The sequence below is a fragment of the Streptomyces sp. NPDC104096 genome (genome assembly GCF_055584385.1).
On sequence record NZ_JBVJMD010000003.1, the window covers coordinates 60,576 to 81,612 of the forward strand.

Genomic DNA, 21,037 nt, shown 5'->3' on the forward strand with positions numbered 1-21,037 from the left:
GGCGACGGCGTACGGCGACCCGTACGGCTCCCCGCGCTCACGTGGGCGCAGGCCCCCTGCGGTCACGGGTGCGGGGGCCGCCGAAGCTCGGGGGCGTGCCGTCCTGCGATGCGCCGGGCGACAGCAGGCCGCCGAGCACCGCTCCGGCGAGGCCGCTCTCGTGGGCGGTGGGCCCGTCGTGCGGGTTGCCGTGCGTGCGTACGTCCAGCTCGGCCAGCTCGCGGGCCCGCGTGGCCAGGTCGCCGCAGGCCAGGACGTCCGCCATGACGTCCGCCGGGTCGCCCGCCGGGACACTCGCCGGGACGTCCGCCGCCGCGGCCGCGGCGGCGCCCGCCGGGACACCGGCCGGGACGTCCGTCTGGACCGCCGCCGAGTTCACCCCCGGGGCGCCCGCCGCACCGTCCCGCGGGACGCGGCCGCCCGCCCGGCCGTCCACCGAGGCCAGACAGCGTTCCGCCGCCGCCAGCCGGGTACGGGCCTCGGCGCCCACCACCCCCCGGTGCGTCGCGACGAAGCCGCCCGCGCCCGCGACGTCGGACCGGGCGACGAGCGACGCGGCGGCCGCCAGCACCCCGCCCCGCCCGGTGTCCAGCGGCGCGGTCGCCCGGACGACCCGGCGCAGCAGGCCCAGCGGATCGTGCGGACGCCCTGCGGTCACCTCCTGGCGTACGGAGTCCAGCACCGCGTCCGCGTGCAGCAGCCGTGACCGCAGCTCGCCCGAGGGTACCCCGGGCCGCGCCGCGGGCCCGGCCGCCCGCACCCTCGCGAGCTGGGCCTCCGCCCCCGTGAGCGCGGCCGGCAGCCACCGCGCGGCCGTCGTCAGCGCGGTCGCGAGACGGTGCACCTCGTCCACGAACACCGCCGCCTGGGCCACCCCGCCCTCGGCGGCCCGCAGATGCAGGGCGGCCTTGCCCGGCTCGCCGCGATCGGCGGTCTGGCGGGCCCGGTTGAGCCGGGAGGTGGCGAACACCAGCCGGTCCTTTGCCTGTTCGACGTACCCCGCGACCCCGGTGCTCGCCGCGGGCCCGTACCGGACCTCCAGGTCGGCGAGCGTCGCCTGGGCCGCCCCGATCCGGCCGGCCAGTTGCCGGAACCGTGCCTCCGCCGCCTCCAGCGCCGCGCCGGCCCCGAATTCCGGACCGCGCAGCCGGTCGAATCCCACCGCTTCCGCGTCCAGTCGCCGCCCCGCCTCCGCGCACCGGCCGTCGATGCCCGCGAGCGCGTGCCGCCGGGCCGTCTCCTCCGCCGGTACGCCCTCGTCGTAGCGCTGCCGTATCGCGAACGCGGCGGCCAGTTCGTCCTCCGCCTCCCGCACCGCCCGCGCGTACGGCTCCGCGGGGCCGGTCCCGGACAGGGCCACCGCGCAGGCGAGTTCCTCCCGGCTGGCGCGTATGCAGTCGTCCGCCTCGACCAGCAAGGCCCGCGTCCTCCGGTCCAGTTCGGCCAGCGGCTCGACGGCGGGCGCGGCGGAGGGCCCGCCGGGGGTCGTCCGGGTCCGGGCCCGTCGGGTGCGCCGCACGTATCCGTAGCCCGCGACCACGCCTGCCGCGCCCACCGCGGCGAGCGGCAGGACGAGATCGACGGCGGACGCCTGCGCCGCCTCGGACGCGACCGGGGTGCAGGTCGGCCGCGGGCCGGTGATCGCAACCGGCGGGTCGTTCTGTGTCGTCATCCATGGCAACACCAGCCACACCAGCCCGAGGACCCCGCCCAGCGCGGCATGTGCCACCTGCACGGGTATGTGCGAGGTCGCACGCCGTGGCCGGCCCCGGAACAAGGATGACGTCACATTTGGGAGCGTATGGCCGCCCATGCGGGCACGCGAGCGGTGTGCGTCCGGGACGGGGCGCCAGGGGCGGGCCGAGACACGAGGGGGACATGGGATGGACCACACCGGACACCCGGAGGCACAGCGACAGCCCGGCCCGCAGCCGGGACGGCACGACGGTCCGGCCGACGGCGACCCCGCCGCTTCCGACGCGCGCCCCGACACGGACACACGCCCCGACACGCGTCCCGACGCAGGCACCGACGCACGCCGAGACGCCGGAGCCGACACACCCCCGGACGCCGGAGCCGACCCGGACTCCGTCACGCACCCGGACGCGAGCGCCGACGCGACCCCCGACGCCGACGCGAGCGCCGACGCGACCCCCGACGCCGACGCGAACACGAACGCGCCCCCCGACGCCGACGCGAACGCGGACGCGACCCCCGACACCGACACGAACATCGCCGCCGACACCGCCGACCCCGCCCCCGGTCGTCCCCGTCGAGGTGCGCGCCGGGCGGTGCGCATCGCTCTCGGGCTCGTCCTGGCCCTGCTGCTGCCCCTGCTCGCCGCCGAGACCGCCCTGCGGGTGAACTACGCGGGCGACCCCGCCGACGGCACGTACACCCGGGGCCGGGACGCGATCTGGCTCGGTCACGCCTGGGTCGACGGGCGCAAGCGCGACGCCGACGTCACGGCCCTGGCCCACCGCCTCGACGGCAGCGGCATCCGCGACCTCTACGTCCACGCGGGCCCGCTGGAGCACGACGGGACGCTGCCCGAATCGGCCTACTCACAGGCGGGTTGGCTGACAGCGGCCGTGCATCGCGAGCTGCCCGGCGTCCGGGTGCAGGCCTGGCTGGGCGACAAGCTGGCCACCGAGGAGCCGGACGGCATGCACCTGGAGCGCGCCGCGACCCGCGCGGCGGTCGTCCGCTCCACCCGCGAGATCCTCGCCGCGGGCTTCGACGGCGTCCACTTCGACCTGGAGCCCCTGCACTCCGGCGACGGCCACTACCTCGCCCTCCTCGACTCCCTGCACACGGTCACCGCGGCCGCCGGTGTCCCGCTGTCCGTCGCCTCCCACCAGATCGACCCGCTCCCCGGGTTCCACTCCTTCTGGGGAACCGTCGCCGGGCACCCGAAGTGGTGGTCGCAGGAGTTCTTCGGGCAGGTCGCGCGCCGGGTCGACCAGATCGCCGTGATGTCGTACGACACCATGCAGCCGCTGCCGAGCACCTACGGCGGCTATGTCGCCCAGCAGACCTCCCTCGCCCTGGAGGTCACCCCGCCCACCACCGACCTGCTGATGGGCCTGCCGTTCTTCCACGAGAACCGCTTCGGGCACTGGGCACACGCCGAGACCGTCCCCGCCGCGGTCAGGGGGGTCCGCCTCGGCCTCTCCCGCACCGACCGCGACCGCGCGAACTTCGGCGTCGCCCTGTACGTGGACTTCGCGGCGACGGAGGACGACTGGACGGGTTACCGCGAGGGCTGGGCAGATCCGCGATGACCACCTGGCGTGCGCCCGGGCCCTGGTGGGACGATGACTGCCATGCACATGATTCTGGTCGTCCTGGCGGTGCTGGCCGTGGCGGCGACGGCGGGGTTCGGCATCGCGGCCGTCACGACCGGCTGGGTGGTGCCGATCGGTCGGCACCGTGTCCTGCGGCCCAAGCTGTGGGGGTACGGCCAACTGATCGGCGCGACCGGGATGTCCCTGTGGATGTTCCTCGGCGTGCTGCCCGCGAAGTTCGACACGCTCCCGCTCGTCGGCTGGTTCCTGTGGATGGGGAGCCTGGGCGTCCAGTGGCTCGCCCAGCGCCCCGGCCGCACCCCCGGCGCCGTCACTCCGGAGAACGCCTCCTGATCTTCGACCCCAGCCACACCAGCGGGTCGTACTTGCGGTCCACCGCCCGTTCCTTCAGCGGGATCAGCGCGTTGTCCGTGATCTTGATGCCCTCGGGGCACACCTCCGTACAGCACTTGGTGATGTTGCAGTAGCCGAGGCCGTGTTCGTCCTGGGCGGTGCGGCTGCGGTCCAGGCCGGTCTCGGCCGCCGCGTCCAGCGGGTGCATGTCCAGCTCCGCGACCCGCATCAGGAAGCGCGGCCCGGCGAAGGCCGGCTTGTTCTCCTCGTGGTCGCGCACGACATGGCAGGTGTCCTGGCACAGGAAGCACTCGATGCACTTGCGGAACTCCTGCGAGCGGTCCACGTCCTCCTGCTGCATGCGGTACTCGCCGGGACCGAGCCCGGCCGGCGGCACGAAGGCCGGAACCTGCCTGGCCTTGGTGTAGTTGAAGCCGACGTCCGTCACCAGGTCGCGGACCACCGGGAAGGCGCGCAGCGGGGTGACGGTGATCGTCTCGTCCCGGGTGAACACCGACATGCGGGTCATGCACATCAGCCGGGGACGGCCGTTGATCTCCGCCGAGCACGAACCGCACTTGCCCGCCTTGCAGTTCCAGCGGACGGCGAGGTCGGGGGCCTGGGTGGCCTGGAGGCGGTGGATGATGTCGAGGACGACCTCGCCGTCGTTCACCTCGACCGCGAAGTCCTCCAGCCCACCGCCCTTCGTGTCCCCGCGCCACACCTTGAAGCGGGCCTCGTAGCTGCTCACTCGTAGAGCTCCTCTTCGGCGAGGTACTTGACCAGCTCCTCCTTGTCGAAGAGGGCGAGCAGGTCCGGTCGGATGGGGTCGGTGTTCTCGCGGGTGAGGGAGATCTGCCCGCCGTCCGGTTCGGGTGCCGCCGGATCCCCGGCCGGACCGGCCAGCCGGCAGATCAGGTTGGCGCGGCGCCACCTGCGGTCCATCGTGGGATGGTCCTCGCGGGTGTGCCCGCCGCGCGACTCGGTGCGCTCCAGCGCGGCCCGCGCCACGCACTCGCTGACCAGCAGCATGTTCCGCAGGTCCAGGGCGAGGTGCCAGCCGGGGTTGAACTGCCGGTGGCCCTCGACCCCGGCCCGCCGGGCCCGTACCCGCAGCTCGGCCAGTTTCTCCAGGGCCTGCTCCATCTCGGCCTCGCGGCGGATGATGCCGACCAGGTCGTTCATCGTCTGCTGGAGTTCCTGGTGCAGGGTGTACGGGTTCTCCGGAGGCTGTCCCGCCCGCCCGTCCGGCGTCGGCCCCTCCGCCGAGAAGGGCCGCAGCGCCTCGGCCGCCGCCCGGTCGACCTCGGCCTCGTCCACCGCCGGCCGCCCGTCGCCCAGGCCGGCCGCGTGCTCGGCGGCGTGCAGACCCGCCCGCCGTCCGAACACCAGCAGATCGGACAGGGAGTTGCCGCCGAGCCGGTTGGAGCCGTGCATGCCGCCCGCGACCTCACCGGCCGCGTACAGCCCCGGCACCCCGCGGGCGGCGGCCGTGTCCGAGTCGACCGCGATGCCGCCCATCACGTAGTGACAGGTGGGCCCGACCTCCATCGCCTCCGCCGTGATGTCGACGTCGGCCAGCTCCTTGAACTGGTGGTACATCGACGGCAGCCGGCGCCGGATCACCTCGGCGGGCATCCGCGTCGACACGTCCAGGAACACCCCGCCGTGCGGGGAGCCGCGGCCCGCCTTGACCTCGGAGTTGATGGCGCGGGCGACCTCGTCGCGGGGGAGCAGTTCGGGCGGACGCCGGTTGTGGTCCGGGTCCTCGTACCAGCGGTCGCCCTCCTCCTCGGACTGGGCGTACTTCTCCTTGAAGACGTCGGGGATGTAGTCGAACATGAACCGCTTGCCCTCGGAGTTCCTGAGCACCCCGCCGTCGCCGCGCACCGACTCCGTGACGAGGATGCCCTTCACCGACGGCGGCCAGACCATGCCGGTCGGGTGGAACTGGACGAACTCCATGTTCAGCAACGGCGCCCCGGCCAGCAGGGCCAGCGCGTGCCCGTCGCCGGTGTACTCCCACGAGTTCGACGTCACCTTGAACGACTTGCCGATGCCGCCGGTCGCGATCACGACCGAGGGCGCCTCCAGGACGAAGAAGCGGCCGGACTCGCGCTCGTAGGCGAACACCCCCGAGACCCGGCCACCGGCGTCCTTCAGGACCCGGGTGACCGTGCACTCCTGGTAGACCTTGAGGCGGCTCTCGTAGTCGCCGGTCTCCCGGTGGTCCTCCTGCTGGAGGGCGACGATCTTCTGCTGGAGGGTCCGGATCAGTTCGAGACCCGTGCGGTCGCCCACATGGGCCAGGCGCGGGTACTCGTGGCCGCCGAAGTTGCGCTGGGAGATCCGGCCGTCCTTCGTCCGGTCGAACAGCGCGCCCCACGTCTCCAGCTCCCACACCCGGTCCGGCGCCTCGCGCGCGTGCAGCTCGGCCATCCGCCACTGGTTGAGGAACTTGCCGCCGCGCATGGTGTCGCGGAAGTGGACCTGCCAGTTGTCGTGCTCGTTGGCGTTGGCCATCGCCGCGGCGATCCCGCCCTCGGCCATCACCGTGTGCGCCTTGCCGAACAGCGACTTGCAGATGACGGCAGTACGGGCGCCGCGCTCGCGCGCCTCGATCGCGGCGCGCAGACCGGCGCCGCCGGCCCCGACCACGACGACGTCCCACTCCTGCCGGTCGACCACGGACATCAATAGGCCCCACTCGTTAGTAAGAAGCGCGGATCGGTAGAAGCGCGGATCGGTGAAAGCGCGGATCGGTGAAAGCGCGGACCGTCAGAAGAATCGGGGGTCGTCGAAGACCCCGGACGCGACGAGGTACACGTAGAGGTCGGCGAGCGCCACGCTCACCAGCGACGACCACGCCAGCAGCATGTGACGTGCGTTGAGCCGCCCGACGAACTGCCACATCCGGTAGCGCACCGGATGCCGGGAGAAGTGCTTGAGCTTGCCCCCGACGATGTGTCGGCAGGAGTGGCAGGAGACGGTGTACGCCCAGATCAGCGTGATGTTGACCAGGAAGACCAGGGTGCCCAGACCCATGTGACCCCAGCGGTAGTGCTCGTCGCGGAAGGACAGCACGGTGTCGTAGGTCAGGATCCCGGCCACGACGATCGCGGCGTAGAAGAAGTACCGGTGGACGTTCTGGAGGATGAGCGGGAAGCGGCTCTCGCCGGAGTACGCGCGGTGCGGCTCGGCGACCGCGCAGGCCGGCGGCGAGGCCCAGAAACTGCGGTAGTACGCCTTGCGGTAGTAGTAGCAGGTCAGCCGGAAGCCCAGTGGGAAGATCAGGATGATGATCGCCGGGGAGAGGGCCCACCAGCTGCCGAAGAGGTCGGCGTTGGGTCCCGCGCGCATGGTCCGGCAGTTCTCCGCCAGGCACGGCGAGTAGAACGGCGAGACGTACGGTGCCGCGTAGTAGTGCGCGTTCGAGAAGGCCCGCCAGGTCGAGTACACGATGAAGGCGAGCAGCCCGGCCGCGGTGGTGGCCGGGGCCAGCCACCACCGGTCGGTCCGCAGGTGCGGGGCGTCGATCGCGGCGCGCGTCGCGGACCGGACGCCGCCGCTGTTCGGATGAGGTTCCGTACCAGTGGCCAACTTGAGGACTCCCGGTCGGTTTCAGGGGGCGGGTCCGGTCGGGGGACGCGCCGGTTCAGGAGGCGTGCCCGTTCGAGGGACGCCCCGGATCAGGGGGCGTGCCGGTCGCGGACGCCGAGACCCTCGTCGTCCGAGTCCGTCCACAGGGTGATGTCGTAGGGCGTGTCGGAGATGGTGACCAGCTCCGGACTGCGGGGGGTGGGCTGAGCCGCCGCCGTACGCAGCAGTTCGACGCTCTCGCGCAGATGGGCGGCGTCCGCGCGGACGCGGCGCATCTCCAGCCCGCCGGTGCCGAGCTGCCGTTCCAGGCGGCCCACCGACCGCGACAGATCGTCGAGGCTGCGCTGGACCGATATCAGGTCGTCGTGCACGGACATGACGTGACCTCACTTCCAGGGGCCGGGTGGCCGCGGGTGGTGACGTTCATGCGCCTGCGAGTGTTGCGCGTCACACCGGCCGGTGTGAAGGCATGTGCAGCGATTGGCGGATTGCACGCCTCCCGCGCACACCCGGGTGCGCTCCCTCTGCGCTCCATGACGGCCGGGGTTCGCACGATTGCGCCGCACGGGTGGGTTCCGGGCCGCCGCCGCCGTGTCGCCCCGGACCGGTGAACCCTTTCCTCTTCAGTGGGTCCATACATCTGATCAACTCCAAAATACCGCCAAATGTGATTAAACCCCCACTTGCGTCCCGGGTGGGAGCGGCTCCCCGGAGGTACCCAGAGATGTCCTACGACGGCCTCGGACCGCGCGCGGTCATGCGCTCGGTCGCCTTCCTCACCGCGGGCGTGCTCGCGGTGCCCCTGCTCGCCGCGTGCAGCTCGGAGGAGGAGCCGAGCAGGCCGCTGGCCGGACAGGACGTCGCGGCGGCCGCGCGCCCCCTGGTCGCCGACGGCGGCACCCTGCACTGGGCCGTGGACACCGTGCCGGAGACGCTCAACGCCTTCCAGTCGGACGCGGACGCCACCACCACCCGCGTCGCCCAGGCCGTCCTGCCGTCGATGTTCCGGCTGGACGCCAACGGGCGCCCGCAGCGCAACCCGGACTTCCTGGAGTCCGCCAAGGTCGTCGAGACCGAGCCCAAACAGGTCGTGCTGTACCGGCTGAACCAGCAGGCCGTGTGGAGCGACGGCCGGGAGATCGGCGCCGCCGACTTCGCCGCCCAGTGGCGTGCCCTGTCCGGCAAGGACAGCGCGTACTGGACCGCGCGCAACGCCGGCTACGACCGCATCGAGAAGATCGAGCGCGGCGACAACGACCTGGAGGTCCGGGTCACCTTCGCCCGGCCGTACGCCGACTGGCAGTCGCTGTTCGCGCCGCTGTACCCGAAGGACGTCATGGGCACCCCGGACGCCTTCAACGACGGGGCCCGGCGCAAGCTGAGCGTCACCGCCGGGCCGTTCGCCGTCCAGCAGGTCGACCACAAGAGCGCCCAGGTCACCCTGGTCCGCAACCCGCGCTGGTGGGGCCGGCCGGCCAAGCTGTCCGAGATCGTGCTGGCCGCCGTGCCGCGCGACGAGCGTGCCGCCGCCCTGGCCGCCGGCACGCTCGACCTGGCCGACATCGCGCCCGGCGACGTCCAGCGCATCACGCTCGCCGCGCAGCAGGGCGCCGACAGCCCGCTCCAGGGCCCGGCGGCCGGCCGGACCGCGGCCAAGGCGCTGCGCTCCTGGGCCCTGCTGCACGGCTCCGACGAGGCGGCCGCCGCCCGCGAGGCCCACGCCCGCGGGAAGCTGACCACGGCGATCGCCCGGTGGCAGGCCCAGCAGGAAGCGCTGCGCGGGATCGAGGTCCGCAAGTCCCTGGAACCGGCCTACACCCAGCTCGCCCTCAACGGCGCCGGCGGTCCGCTCGCCGACGAGCGGGTGCGCCGGGCCGTGGCCCGCGCCATCGACCGGCAGGAGCTGGCGAAGCTCGTCCTCAAGCCGCTGGGTCTGCCCGTCACGCCCGTCGGCAGCCACCTCGCCCTCGCGGGCCAGGACGCCTACGCCGACAGCAGCGGCGCGCTCGGCGGCCAGGACACCACGGAGGCGCGGGCGCTGCTCGCGGACGCGGGCTGGGTGCCGGGCGGCCCGCTCAAGCCGCAGGAGGCCGAGAAGGCGGCCGGGGCCGAGGGGAAGAAGACCGAGGAGAGGAAGGCCGAGGAGAGGAAGGCCGAGGAGAAGAGGGCCGAGGAGAAGAGGGCCGAGGAGAAGAAGGGCGCGGGGAAGAAGCCCGAGCCCGAGTCCACGGGCGGCAGCGAAGGCGCGTACATCGTCGGCGAGGACAACAAGGCGCCCCGCGCGACCGGGCGGGACCAGGAGCGCGACACGGGCGACGCGGGACCCCGGCCGCTCGCGCAGGACGGCAAGCAGTACACCGACAACCATCTGCGCCAGGGCGGCGCGCCGGGCGCGTACGCCCCCAAGGGCACCGCCGCCCCGGCGGGTGCCGCGGCGGGTGCGCTGGCCAAGGACGGCAAGCCGCTCACGCTACGCTTCGTGCTCCCCTCCGGGGCCGGCTCGGAGCCGCTGTGGATCGTCGCCGATCACATCTCCCGCATGCTGGAGCGGGTCGGCATCCGCACCGAGGTGTCCAAGGTCGCCGACGAGAGCTACTTCAAGGACCACATCGCCTCCGGCCAGTACGACCTGGCCCTGTACTCCTGGCCTGCCAGCGCCTTCCCCGCCACCGACGCCCGCCCCATCTACGCCAAGCCGGTGCCGGCCGCCGACGGCTCCCTGAGCGTCGAGCAGAACTACACGCGGGTCGGCACCGACCAGGTGGACCAGCTCTTCGACCAGGCGATCGCGACGCTGGACCAGGACGAGGAACGCTCACTGATCCGCAAGGCGGACGCGCGGATCTGGGCGGCGGCCGGATCCATCCCGCTGTACCAGCGCCCCCAGCTCACGGCGGTCCGCAAGGACCTCGTCAACGCGGGCGCCTTCGGCTTCCAGACCCCGGTCTACGAGGACATGGGCTTCTTGAAGAAGGGCGTGACCCGCCCGTCGCCGAGCCCGTCCGGGAACTAGGGCGTGTTCCGAAAGCAGCGCCGTCCGCCCGCCGGGCAGACGGGACTTTCGAAACACGCCCTAGCGCCGCGGCACCGGCCAGGACCCCTCGGGCGGCCGGCCGGTCCCCGCGGGCCGATCGGGCCTCTCCTCACCCGCGGAATGCGGGTCTGAGCTGGGTGGATATGCCCTGGCGCGCCCCAGCCGCCACAGCCCCGTACCATGGGGTGAGGCCGTGGCATGTCAAGCCCGGCAGGGCCCGCGTAACACTGACGTACGCGCAGGCCGTCCTCACCACTCCGGGAGTACGCCACACCATGGCAACGCGCCACGACATCCGCAACGTCGCCATCGTCGCTCACGTCGACCACGGCAAGACGACCATCGTCGACGGAATGCTGAAGCAGGCCGGTGCCTTCGCCGCCCATCAGCTCGACTCGGTCGACGACCGCATGATGGACTCGAACGACCTGGAGCGTGAGAAGGGCATCACGATCCTCGCCAAGAACACGGCGGTGAAGTACCACCCCAAGGACGGCGGCGAGCCGATCACCATCAACATCATCGACACCCCCGGCCACGCCGACTTCGGTGGCGAGGTCGAGCGCGGCCTGTCGATGGTCGACGGTGTCGTCCTCCTCGTCGACGCCTCCGAGGGCCCGCTGCCGCAGACCCGCTTCGTGCTCCGCAAGGCGCTCCAGCAGCGTCTGCCCGTCATCCTGTGCATCAACAAGACGGACCGCCCGGACTCCCGGATCGACGAGGTCGTCAACGAGACCTACGACCTCTTCCTCGACCTGGACGCGGACGAGGAGCAGATCGAGTTCCCGATCGTGTACGCCTGCGGCCGTGACGGCATCGCGTCGCTGACCAAGCCGGAGAACGGCACGGTCCCGGCCGACTCCACCAGCCTGGAGCCGTTCTTCTCCACCATCCTGGAGCACATCCCGGCCCCGACCTACGACGAGGCCGCCCCGCTCCAGGCCCACGTCACCAACCTGGACGCCGACAACTTCCTCGGCCGTATCGCGCTGCTCCGCGTCGAGCAGGGCGAGCTGCGCAAGGGCCAGACGGTCGCCTGGATCAAGCGTGACGGCTCCATCAGCAACGTTCGCATCACCGAACTGATGATGACCGAGGCGCTCACCCGCAAGCCCGCCGAGAAGGCCGGCCCGGGTGACATCTGCGCCGTCGCCGGTATCCCGGAGATCATGATCGGTGAGACCCTCGCGGACACCGAGAACCCGATCCCGCTGCCGCTGATCACGGTCGACGAGCCGGCCATCTCCATGGTCATCGGCACCAACACCTCCCCGCTGGTCGGCCGTGGCGGCACCGGCAAGGGCGCCGACGCGAAGACGGCCGTCAAGGACCGCAAGGTCACCGCCCGCCAGGTCAAGGACCGCCTCGACCGCGAGCTGATCGGTAACGTCTCGCTGCGCGTGCTGGACACCGAGCGTCCGGACGCCTGGGAGGTCCAGGGCCGCGGTGAGCTGGCGCTCGCCATCCTGGTCGAGCAGATGCGCCGTGAGGGCTTCGAGCTGACCATCGGCAAGCCCCAGGTGGTCACCAAGGAGGTCGACGGCAAGACCTACGAGCCGGTCGAGCGCATGACGATCGACGTGCCCGAGGAGCACATGGGCGCCGTCACCCAGCTCATGGGCGTCCGCAAGGGCCGGATGGACAACATGTCCAACCACGGCTCCGGCTGGGTGCGCATGGAGTTCGTGGTGCCCTCCCGCGGTCTGATCGGCTTCCGTACCGAGTTCCTGACCCAGACCCGTGGCACGGGTATCGGCCACTCCATCCACGAGGGCTTCGAGCCCTGGTTCGGCACGCTCCAGACCCGTAACAACGGCTCCCTGGTCGCCGACCGCTCCGGCGCCGTCACCGCGTTCGCGATGACGAACCTCCAGGAGCGCGGTGTGCTGTTCACCGACCCGGGCACCGAGGTGTACGAGGGCATGATCGTCGGTGAGAACTCGCGTTCCGACGACATGGACGTGAACATCACCAAGGAGAAGAAGCTCACGAACATGCGGTCGTCCTCGGCCGACTCGTTCGAGGCGATCGTCCCGCCGCGCAAGCTGTCGCTGGAGCAGTCCCTGGAGTTCTGCCGCGACGACGAGTGCGTCGAGGTGACCCCGGAGGCGGTCCGCATCCGCAAGGTCGTCCTCGACCAGCGCGACCGCGCCCGCACCGCGAGCCGCGCCAAGCACGGCTGACGCCCCCGGCAACTGCCCCGAAGGCCCGGCCCTCCGCACGTCGGAGGGCCGGGCCTTCGGCTTGTGCGGGGATCCGTACGGGGCGTGTGCGCGGCTCCGGCCGGCCCGGCCGGCTCTCCCGGCTCCCGTCCCGTCCGGCCGCCCCGGAGGCGTTCGTGGATTTCGTGAGGGAAATGTGGGGGAGATGTGCAGGGCGCGATAGGAGAGCAATGTGATGCCGTGTGCCCTGTGTTCGGTTATCGGAGATTCAGCTGTCAAGTTTCGGACATGTAAACAAAAATAAGGTCGCGTATGTCCGAAATGGCAGATCACCATCTCACGTGTCAAGCGCGCACAGGTGTCGATCGTCGCAATTTTTGCTCAAAATATTGACGATAGGGAGATCCCTACGTCTTCTTCCCTTGACGCGCGTTGAACTCCTTGGCGAAAGTTCCCCCAAACCACAGAACCTGCCGGTATCTGTGCTGCGCTCAGCTCTCCAACCCCCCGGGGGAAAGACACACATGACCAGTCCAGTCGCCTTGGACCCGGAGCTCGACGAGTCGAAGCCCGGGGCCGACAAGGGCGAGCAGAAGCTCGAGGGTCGCTCTCCCGGCCAGTTGATGTGGCAGCGCTTCAAGCGTGACCGTACCGGCGTCATCTGTGCGGTGGTAGTGATTTTCTACTTCGTCGTCGCCCTGTTGGCGCCGGTGCTCACCAAGTTGAGCGGGACCGACCCGTACACGCTGTACGGCCAGGACCCGACCTACAACGACACACCCGTCCTGGACGAGTTCGGGCTTCCGCTGGGCTGGTTCGGCGGGCTCTCCGGGTCGCACTGGTTCGGCGTCGAGCCGCAGTACGGACGCGACGTGTTCGCCATGCTGGTGTACGGCATGCGGACCTCGCTGTTCATGGCCGTCGGCGTCACCGTCCTGCTGATGGTCACGGGTATCGTCATCGGCCTGGTCGGCGGCTACTTCGGCGGACGGACCGACTACTGGATCGGCCGTGTGACGGACTTCTTCCTGTCCTTCCCGCAGCAGCTGTTCTTCATCGCGTTCATGCCTGTGGTCACCGCGTTCTTCGTCGACCCGCGTGAGGAGACCCCCACATACTTCCGCGCGCTGGCGATGCTGATCGTGCTGTGGCTGCTGGGCTGGATGGGTATGGCGCGCCTGGTGCGTTCGACCGTACTGTCTCTGCGTGAGCGCGAGTTCGTCGAGGCCGCCAAGGTCTCCGGCGCCTCGCCGGGCCGGATCGTCCGCAAGGAGATCCTGCCGAACGTGGTGACTCCCATCCTGGTGCAGTTCACGTACCAGCTGCCCAGCACCATCCTCACCATTGCCTTCCTCTCCTTCGCCGGAGTCGGCTTCGTCGAGCCGACCCCGGACTGGGGACGACTGTTCGCGGCGGGCTCGCAATACGCCCAGCAGGACCCGGCGTTCATCTTCTTCCCGGGTGTGGCACTGGTGATCTTCGTCCTGGCCTTCAACCTCCTCGGAGACTCGGTCCGGGACGCCTTCGACCCCAAGTCCGGGCGGTAGCTCGTCCATTGGTGGGGGGTGACTGCCGCCCCCGCGTCGGCCTACCAGCCGCGTCAGGCAGTACTCATGGATAACAACCGACAGGTAGGTGCTTACGCCAACATGAAGTCGTTCACTTCGCGCAGAGCGCGCGCCATCGTGGTCGCCATCGCGGCCGGTTCCCTCGCGCTCACCGGATGCTCGGAGAACAAGGGCAGCAAGTCCGGGGCCGACTCCAAGAAGGACCAGAAGGAAGCGTCGGTTCAGTCGAAGCCGGTCACCTACATCGACGCGGCCGGCTCCACCGGCCCCGCCGCCGAGGTCCCCGGCGCCAAGAGCGGCGGCACCGTCCAGGTCTACCAGGAGGCGGGTCTCTCCCACCTCGACCCGGGTCAGATCTACGTCTCCGACGCCGGCCAGGTCGCCAACCTCCTCTTCCGTCGCCTGACGCAGTTCCAGGAGGACGACAAGGGCAACGTCTCGGTCGCGGGCGACCTCGCCACCGACTCGGGCAAGTCCTCCGACGGCGGCAAGACCTGGACCTTCACCCTGAAGGACGGCATCAAGGACGCCAACGGCACGGCGATCACGTCCGCGGACGTCCGCCACACCGTCGAGCGCCAGTTCGCGAAGTTCATCTTCGACGGCCCGCCCTACCTCCAGACCTGGCTCGCGGGTCAGAAGTACTCCTCCGACTACCGCAAGCTGCTGCCCGGCGGCGGCTTCGACGGCAAGCACCTGCCGGCCTCGGTCCTGGACACCCCGGACGCCAAGACCGTCATCTTCCACTTCGACACCGCGCGCCCCGACCTGCCGCAGACGCTGGCCATGGCGGGCTACGCCGTCGTCCCGGCGAAGACGGACACCAAGGAGTCCTACGACAAGGCTCCGGTCGCCACCGGTCCGTACAAGATCGCCTCGTACAAGGCCGGCAAGTCCCTGGTGCTCACCAAGAACACCAACTGGGACCCGAAGACCGACTCCGTGCGTCACCAGTACCCGGACGGCTTCAACTTCACCTTCGGCATCACCGAGACGACCCAGACCAAGCGTCTGATCGCCGACCAGGGCGAGGACAAGAACGCCATCCAGCTCACCGGCGGCGTCGAGTCCACCCAGATCCAGGACGTCATCGGCAACCCCGCGGTCAACAAGCGCACGGTCAAGGGCTACCAGCCCTACGTGATGCAGCTGTCCTTCAACCTGGACCGGGTCAAGGACATCAAGGTCCGCCAGGCCATCACCTACGCGGTCAACTCCAAGTCGCTCATCGCCGGTGAGGGCGGTGCCTACGGCGGCGACGTCGCGCCGAACTACTTCGCCCCGACCCTGCCGGGCTACGAGGCGTCGTACGACCCGTACGGCCGTCTGAAGGCGCCGCAGGGCAACATCGCGAAGGCCACGGAGATCGTGAAGAGCCTCCCGGCCGCCGAGAAGAAGGTCGTCTTCGCCTACTCCAACAGCGAGCCCGGCCAGAAGCGCAAGGTCGCCATCGAGGACGCCCTGACCAAGGTCGGCTTCGACGTGGTCGCCAAGGAGGTCGACTCCGCGAGCTACTACGAGCAGATCGGCAAGCTGGCCAACCCGTACGACATGTACATCACCGGTTGGGGCCAGGACTGGCCGTCGCCCGGCACCGTGATCACGCCGGTCTACGACCCGGCCCAGGTCGCCGACGGTTCGCCGAACTACTCGCACGTCAAGGACCCGAAGGTCAAGGAGCTCATCCAGACCGCTCTGACCCAGGACCCGGTCGAGGCCGCGAAGACCTGGAAGGAAGCCCAGCACTACCTGCTGGAGAAGGTCATTCCGTCGGCCCCGCTCTGGTACACCAAGCAGTTCCAGCTCTCCGGCTCGAACATCGGTGGTGCCCGCTACGGCTCGGTGTCCAGCCTGCTCGACATCAACCGTATCTACGTGAAGTCGTAACCCTCTACGGCTGATCGCGGGGGCGCGCACCAGGCGGAGCGCGCCCCCGCACTTCCGCGAAACCCTCCACCGTCTCCGCAGAGAGCAGCCTCCCCGCCATGCTTCAGTTCATCTTCCGGCGCTCGGTCGGTGCCGTCGTCACGCTGTTCCTTCTCGGCGCCGTCACGTTCTTCCTGTTCGTCGCCGCGCCTTCCGACTATGCCTCTCTGGCCTGTGGCAAGGACTGCTCTCCCCAGAGACTGCACGACATCCGTGAGGCGCTGGGCCTGGACCAGCCCCTCGCGCAGCAGTTCTGGAACTTCATGTCCGGCATCGTGATGGGCCGCGACTTCCCGACCGGACACTGCAACGCTCCGTGTCTCGGCGTGTCGTTCTACTCGGGCGACCCGGTGTGGTTGACCATCATGGACCGCTTCCCGACCACCCTGACGCTGACCGCCGGCGGTGCCGTCGTCTTCCTCGTCGTGGGTGTCGGCGCGGGCATGCTCGCCGCCTACAAGCGCGGATCCATGGTCGACAAGGTCGCCACGGGCGCGTCGATGGTGCTCAGCTCGTTCCAGATCTACTTCCTCGGCCCGATCGTGCTGATCGTCTTCGTCTACAGCACCGGCCTGATGGACAACCCCCAGTACCACCCGTTCACCGACGACCCGGTCAAGTGGTTCACGGGCATGCTGCTGCCCACCCTGGTGATGGCCACGATCTTCACCGCGCAGTACACGCGTATGGCGCGCTCGTCGATGATCGAGCAGATGGCCGAGGAGCACGTGCGCACCGCCCGGGCCAAGGGCATGTCCAGCAAGTACGTGTTCTTCCGCTACGCGTGGCGCGGCGCGCTCATCCCGATCGTGACCGTGCTCGGCATCGACATCAGCAGCATGCTGGGCGGCGCCGTCGTCACCGAGATCACCTTCTCCCTCCAGGGGATCGGCCGCCTCGCCGTGGACGGCGCGTCCCACAAGGACCTGCCGCTGACCATGGGCGTCATGCTGTTCGGTGCCTTCTTCATCCTGATCTTCAACATCATCACCGACATCGCGTACGCCTACATCGACCCGCGCGTCCGGCTCTCCTAGGAAGAACGAACCACCGTGACCACACTGACCAAGACCGAGGACGCCCCGGCCCCCACCGGCCCGGAGAGCTTCCTGTCGGTGCGTGATCTGAAGGTGCAGTTCTCCACCGAGGACGGCATCGTCAAGGCGGTCGACGGACTCTCCTTCGACGTCGAGCGCGGCAAGACCCTGGGCATCGTCGGCGAGTCCGGCTCCGGCAAGTCCGTCACCAACCTGACGATCCTGGGGCTGCACAGCCCGCGGACCACCACCGTCGAGGGCGAGATCGTCCTCGACGGCAAGGAGCTCGTCACCGCCTCGGAGAAGGAGCTGGAGCGGCTCCGCGGCAACAAGATGGCGATGATCTTCCAGGACCCGCTGACCGCGCTGTCGCCGTTCTACACGGTGGGCCGGCAGCTGTCCGAGCCGTACATGAAGCACACCGGCGCCTCCAAGAAGGAGGCCCGGGACCGGGCCGTGCAGATGCTGGAGAAGGTCGGCATCCCGCAGCCCAAGACGCGCTTCGACGACTACCCGCACCAGTTCTCCGGCGGTATGCGCCAGCGCGCGATGATCGCCATGGCGCTGATGTGCGACCCCGACCTGCTGATCGCCGACGAGCCGACCACCGCGCTGGACGTCACCGTGCAGGCCCAGATCCTGGACCTGCTCAAGGACCTCCAGCAGGAGTTCGGCTCCGCGATCATCTTCATCACGCACGACCTCGGCGTCATCTCCACCATGGCCGACGACCTGCTCGTGATGTACGCGGGCCGGGCCATCGAGCGCGGCAGCGTGCGCGAGGTCATGCGGGAGCCGCGGCACCCCTACACCTGGGGCCTGCTCAGCTCCATGCCGCGGCTGGACAGCGACGTCGACGAGGCGCTCACGCCGATCCCCGGCTCGCCGCCCTCCCTGCTCAACCCGCCGACCGGCTGCCCCTTCCACCCGCGGTGCGCGTTCCGCGACGAGGTGCCCGGCACGCTGTGCACCGACAGCCGGCCGCCGCTGGGCGACGGGCGGGCGTCCGCCTGCCACCTGACGGCCGAGCAGAAGCAGACCATCTTCATCGACAAGATCCAGCCCCGGCTGCGCTAGGGAGAACCGAGACATGAGCGACAACCTCACCCTCCCGGCACAGCAGGGCCCCGCCGACGCCACGCCCGTCGAGCCGTTGCTGGAGGTGCAGGGCCTGACCATGCACTTCCCGATCTACGGCGGCTTCCCGATCAAGCGGAAGGTCGGCGCCGTGCAGGCCGTCGACGGCGTCGACCTGACGGTCGGCGTCGGCGAGAGCGTGGGCCTGGTCGGCGAGTCGGGCTGCGGCAAGTCGACCACCGGCCGGCTCATCACCCGCCTGCTGGAGCCCTCCGCCGGAAAGATCACGTACGCCGGCCGGGACATCACCCACGCCTCGCGCCGGGAGATGGCGCCGGTGCGGTCCGAGATCCAGATGATCTTCCAGGACCCGTACTCCTCGCTGAACCCGCGGCAAACCGTCGGCACGATCATCAAGTCGCCGATGGAGGTCAACGGGATCGAGCCGGAGGGCGGCCGGGAGAAGCGGGTCCGCGAGCTCCTGGAGCTCGTCGGCCTCAACCCCGAGCACTACAACCGCTTCCCGCACGAGTTCTCCGGCGGCCAGCGCCAGCGCATCGGCGTGGCCCGCGCGCTCGCCCTGAACCCGAAGCTGATCGTGGCGGACGAGCCGGTCTCCGCGCTGGACGTGTCGATCCAGGCGCAGGTGGTGAACCTGCTCAAGAAGGTCCAGGACGAGCTGGGCATCGCCTTCCTCTTCATCGCCCACGACCTCGCCGTCGTCCGGCACTTCTCGCAGCGTGTCGCGGTCATGTACCTCGGCAAGGTGGTCGAGGTCGGCGACCGGGACGCGATCTACAACCGGCCCCGGCACCCGTACACCCACGCGCTGCTCTCGGCGGTGCCCGAGGTCGAGATGGACGACGACACGGAGCCCCGCGAGCGGATCCGGCTCTCCGGCGACGTCCCGTCGCCGATCCACCCGCCGTCCGGCTGCCGCTTCCGCACCCGCTGCTGGAAGGCGCAGGACAAGTGCGCCACCGAGGAGCCCCCGCTGCTCCAGATCTCCGGCAACCGGGCCGGCCACCTGACGGCCTGCCACTTCCCGGAGGAGCCGACCACGGAGGCCCGGGCCGAGGACGTCGTCCTCGACCCGGCGCTCCAGGCGCTGGAGGGGACGTCCGGCCAGGGCTGACCTGCGAAGAGGACGCGTGCCGCCGACCGGGGCGGGGCTTTCGGGCCCCGCCCCGGTCGTGTGTCTCCGGCGGCCTCCGGGCGACGCTCACCCTTCCCCGGAACGGGTGAAGTGCATGTGCGTTGTGCGCCGTTTGAGGTGATATTGGCCGGTAAAGGATCAGCGCTGCGGCGCTGCCGGCACAGCGCAGTCATGCGCGACCTTGAGGAGGCACTCCATGCGCGGAGCCACGCACGCCAAGTGGGCCGCATGCGCGGCGGCGGCAGCGCTCACGGCGACGGCCTGCGGAGGCGGCGGAGGCGGTGGTGGCGGCGGCACGTCCGGCGGGGTGCTCAGTTCCTCCTGGGGCGACCCGCAGAACCCGCTGGAGCCCGCCAACACCAACGAGGTCCAGGGCGGCAAGGTCCTCGACATGATCTTCCGGGGGCTGAAGCGGTACAACCCCGAGACCGGCGCGGCCGAGGACATGCTCGCCGAGAAGATCGACACCCCGGACTCCCAGAACTTCACGATCACGCTCAAGCCCGGCTGGAAGTTCAGCAACGGGGAGGCCGTCACCGCGTCCTCCTTCGTGGACGCCTGGAACTACGGCGCGAGCCTGAAGAACAACCAGAAGAACGCGTACTTCTTCGGCTACATCGACGGCTACGACAAGGTCCACCCGGAGGACGGGAGCCAGCAGACCGCCCAGACGCTCTCCGGTCTGAAGGTGGTCGACGACAAGACCTTCACCGTCAAGCTCACCCAGAAGTTCTCCACCTTCCCCGACACCCTCGGGTACGTGGCCTACGCCCCGCTGCCGAAGACGTTCTTCAGCGACCACGCGGGCTGGATCGGCAAGCCGGTCGGCAACGGCCCGTACACCATCGACTCCTACACCAAGGGCTCCCAGATGGCCCTGAAGAAGTGGGACGGCTACCCCGGTGACGACAAGGCCCAGAACGACGGGGTCACCCTGAAGGTCTACACCGACAACAACACCGCCTACACCGACCTGCTGGCCGGCAACCTCGACCTGGTCGACGACGTGCCCGCGGCCCAGCTGAAGAACGTCAAGAACGACCTGTCCGGCCGGTACATCAACACCCCCGCCGGCATCATCCAGACCCTCGCCTTCCCGTTCTACGACAGCGCCTGGAACAAGAGCGGCTCGGAGAAGGTCCGCAAGGGCCTGTCCATGGCGATCAACCGCGCCCAGATCACCGACACCATCTTCCAGAAGACCCGCACCCCGGCCAGTGACTGGACCTCACCCGTGCTCGGCAAGGCCGGCGGCTTCCAGGACGGCCTGTGCGGGGACGCCTGCGACTACAACCCGACCGAGGCGAAGAAGCTGATCCAGGAGGGCGGCGGGCTCCCCAACGGCCAGGTCAAGATCACGTACAACGCGGACACCGGCTCGCACAAGCAGTGGATCGACGCCGTCTGCAACTCCATCAACAACGCCCTCGGCAACGACAAGGCCTGCGTCGGCAACCCGGTCGGCACCTTCGCCGACTTCCGCAGCCAGATCGGCGACAAGAAGATGAGCGGCCCCTTCCGGGCCGGCTGGCAGATGGACTACCCGCTGATCCAGAACTTCCTCCAGCCGCTCTACTACACCAACGCCTCCTCCAACGACGGCCACTGGTCCAACAAGGACTTCGACAAGCTCGTGGACCAGGCCAACGCCGAGACCGACAGCGCCAAGGCGATCAGCACCTTCCAGGACGCCGAGAAGGTCGTCCGGGACAACATGGCGGCCATCCCGCTGTGGTACCAGAACGGCAGCGCGGGCTACTCGGAGCGGCTCTCCAACGTCAAACTCAACCCGTTCTCCGTCCCCGTGTACAACGAGATCAAGGTCGGCTGATCCGC

At 70.1% G+C, this 21,037-nt stretch carries 15 protein-coding genes; 10 read left to right on the forward strand and 5 right to left on the reverse strand.

Annotation, left to right across the window (positions count from 1 at the left end):
- Positions 1 to 37 precede the first annotated feature (37 nt).
- Positions 38 to 1,672, reverse strand: a complete 1,635-nt coding sequence (locus ACZ60B_RS04760) for a hypothetical protein (RefSeq protein WP_469384187.1) — start codon at positions 1,670 to 1,672, stop codon at positions 38 to 40.
- Positions 1,673 to 1,883: 211 nt separating this feature from the next.
- Between ACZ60B_RS04760 and ACZ60B_RS04765 the strand changes: the two genes are divergently transcribed.
- A complete protein-coding gene (locus tag ACZ60B_RS04765) occupies positions 1,884 to 3,284 on the forward strand; it encodes a glycoside hydrolase family 18 protein (protein ID WP_469384189.1) in 1,401 nt (466 codons plus the stop codon).
- A 42-nt stretch (positions 3,285 to 3,326) separates the two neighbouring features.
- A complete protein-coding gene (locus ACZ60B_RS04770) occupies positions 3,327 to 3,641 on the forward strand; it encodes a hypothetical protein (protein WP_469384190.1) in 315 nt (104 codons plus the stop codon).
- Here the strand turns inward: ACZ60B_RS04770 and ACZ60B_RS04775 are convergent.
- From ACZ60B_RS04775 to ACZ60B_RS04790, 4 genes are all read right to left on the reverse strand, one after another.
- Positions 3,619 to 4,392: a succinate dehydrogenase/fumarate reductase iron-sulfur subunit gene (locus tag ACZ60B_RS04775; RefSeq protein WP_469384192.1), complete on the reverse strand. Its 774-nt coding sequence runs from the start codon at positions 4,390 to 4,392 to the stop codon at positions 3,619 to 3,621. The genes ACZ60B_RS04770 and ACZ60B_RS04775 overlap by 23 nt on opposite strands.
- Positions 4,389 to 6,335, reverse strand: coding sequence for a fumarate reductase/succinate dehydrogenase flavoprotein subunit (locus ACZ60B_RS04780; RefSeq protein ID WP_469384193.1), 1,947 nt, complete (start codon positions 6,333 to 6,335; stop codon positions 4,389 to 4,391). The genes ACZ60B_RS04775 and ACZ60B_RS04780 overlap by 4 nt, the downstream gene beginning before the upstream one ends.
- Before the next feature lie 84 nt (positions 6,336 to 6,419).
- A complete protein-coding gene (locus ACZ60B_RS04785; RefSeq protein WP_469384194.1) occupies positions 6,420 to 7,241 on the reverse strand; it encodes a hypothetical protein in 822 nt (273 codons plus the stop codon).
- A gap of 89 nt (positions 7,242 to 7,330) precedes the next feature.
- Positions 7,331 to 7,618 (reverse strand): hypothetical protein, encoded by a 288-nt coding sequence (locus ACZ60B_RS04790; RefSeq protein WP_469384195.1) that lies wholly within the window; start codon positions 7,616 to 7,618, stop codon positions 7,331 to 7,333.
- 347 nt (positions 7,619 to 7,965) lie between these two features.
- Here ACZ60B_RS04790 and ACZ60B_RS04795 point away from each other — a divergent pair, with 347 nt between their 5' ends.
- The 8 genes from ACZ60B_RS04795 (at position 7,966) to ACZ60B_RS04830 (ending at position 21,032) form a co-directional block, all read left to right on the forward strand.
- Entirely contained in the window at positions 7,966 to 10,254 is a 2,289-nt protein-coding gene (locus ACZ60B_RS04795) for an ABC transporter family substrate-binding protein (protein WP_469384197.1), read from the forward strand.
- 296 nt (positions 10,255 to 10,550) lie between these two features.
- Entirely contained in the window at positions 10,551 to 12,458 is a 1,908-nt protein-coding gene (gene typA, locus ACZ60B_RS04800; RefSeq protein WP_469384199.1) for a translational GTPase TypA, read from the forward strand.
- A gap of 503 nt (positions 12,459 to 12,961) precedes the next feature.
- Positions 12,962 to 13,984 carry an ABC transporter permease gene (locus ACZ60B_RS04805; RefSeq protein ID WP_469384201.1) on the forward strand — a complete coding sequence of 341 codons (1,023 nt, stop codon included), beginning with the start codon at positions 12,962 to 12,964 and terminating at the stop codon, positions 13,982 to 13,984.
- A 102-nt stretch (positions 13,985 to 14,086) separates the two neighbouring features.
- Positions 14,087 to 15,892 (forward strand): ABC transporter substrate-binding protein, encoded by a 1,806-nt coding sequence (locus ACZ60B_RS04810; RefSeq protein WP_469384202.1) that lies wholly within the window; start codon positions 14,087 to 14,089, stop codon positions 15,890 to 15,892.
- A gap of 98 nt (positions 15,893 to 15,990) precedes the next feature.
- Positions 15,991 to 16,968 (forward strand): ABC transporter permease, encoded by a 978-nt coding sequence (locus ACZ60B_RS04815; protein ID WP_469384203.1) that lies wholly within the window; start codon positions 15,991 to 15,993, stop codon positions 16,966 to 16,968.
- Positions 16,969 to 16,983: 15 nt separating this feature from the next.
- Complete coding sequence (locus ACZ60B_RS04820) at positions 16,984 to 18,045, forward strand: ABC transporter ATP-binding protein (RefSeq protein WP_450661608.1); 1,062 nt, start codon at positions 16,984 to 16,986, stop codon at positions 18,043 to 18,045.
- Positions 18,046 to 18,058: 13 nt separating this feature from the next.
- The gene (locus ACZ60B_RS04825; RefSeq protein WP_469384204.1) at positions 18,059 to 19,180 is read left to right on the forward strand and encodes an ABC transporter ATP-binding protein; all 1,122 of its coding nucleotides are present in this window, start codon (positions 18,059 to 18,061) and stop codon (positions 19,178 to 19,180) included.
- A gap of 217 nt (positions 19,181 to 19,397) precedes the next feature.
- Positions 19,398 to 21,032: a peptide ABC transporter substrate-binding protein gene (locus ACZ60B_RS04830; RefSeq protein ID WP_469384206.1), complete on the forward strand. Its 1,635-nt coding sequence runs from the start codon at positions 19,398 to 19,400 to the stop codon at positions 21,030 to 21,032.
- Positions 21,033 to 21,037 lie beyond the last annotated feature (5 nt).